This window comes from Cupriavidus sp. 22TCCZM01-5 (assembly GCF_057798915.1).
Map to the genome: position 1 here is coordinate 1 of NZ_JBYOJR010000090.1, position 968 is coordinate 968.

Here is a 968-nt window from a genome sequence, read left to right on the forward strand (position 1 = left end):
GCCGCCAGCGCCTGGCGCATGCGCGCGAGCGCCTCGTCGCGGTCCTTGCCCCACACGATCAGCTTGGCGATCATCGGATCGTAGTATGGGCTGATGGTGTCGCCCTCGCGCACGCCGGCGTCGATGCGCACGCCGGCAGGGCCGTGGGCATCGCCGCCGCGCATGAACTGCACCGCCGGCGGCGTGCGCAGGAAGCGCAGCGTGCCGGTGGACGGCAGGAACTGCTTGTCGGGGTTCTCGGCGTAGATGCGCGCTTCGAGCGCGTGGCCATCGATGCGCAGTTGTTCCTGCTTCAGTGGCAGCGGCTCGCCGGCCGCCACGCGCAGTTGCCATTCGACCAGGTCCTGCCCGGTGATCATCTCGGTGACCGGATGCTCGACCTGCAGGCGCGTGTTCATCTCCATGAAATAGAACGAGCCGTCCTGGTTGGCGATGAACTCGACCGTGCCGGCGCCGACATAGCCCACGGCCTTGGCGGCGGCCACGGCAGCCTCGCCCATCGCGCGGCGGCGTTCCCCGGTCATGCCCGGCGCGGGCGCTTCTTCCAGCACCTTCTGGTGGCGGCGCTGCACCGAGCAGTCACGCTCGAACAGGTAGACGCAGTTGCCGTGGGTGTCGGCAAAGACCTGGATCTCGATATGGCGCGGCCGGGTGAGGTACTTTTCGACGAGCACCTTGTCGTCGCCGAAGCTGGCCGATGCCTCGCGCTTGACCGAGGCCAGCGCCGCGTCAAAGGCATCGCCCGATTCGACCACGCGCATGCCCTTGCCGCCGCCCCCGGCACTGGCCTTGAGCAGCACCGGATAGCCGATGCGATCGGCCTCGCTGCGCAGCAGGCCCGGATTCTGGTCTTCGCCGTGGTAGCCGGGCACCAGCGGCACCGAGGCCTTTTCCATCAGTTGCTTGGCCGCGCTCTTGCTGCCCATCGCGTGGATCGCGGAGGCCGGCGGACCGATGAAGACCAGTCC

Annotated in this window: 1 protein-coding gene; it reads right to left on the reverse strand. The window is 68.7% G+C overall.

Features of this window, described 5'->3' with window-relative positions; all coding sequences use genetic code 11:
* A partial coding sequence (locus AC3FNH_RS32545; RefSeq protein ID WP_488723008.1) for an acetyl-CoA carboxylase biotin carboxylase subunit occupies positions 1-968 on the reverse strand: 968 nt, incomplete at both ends.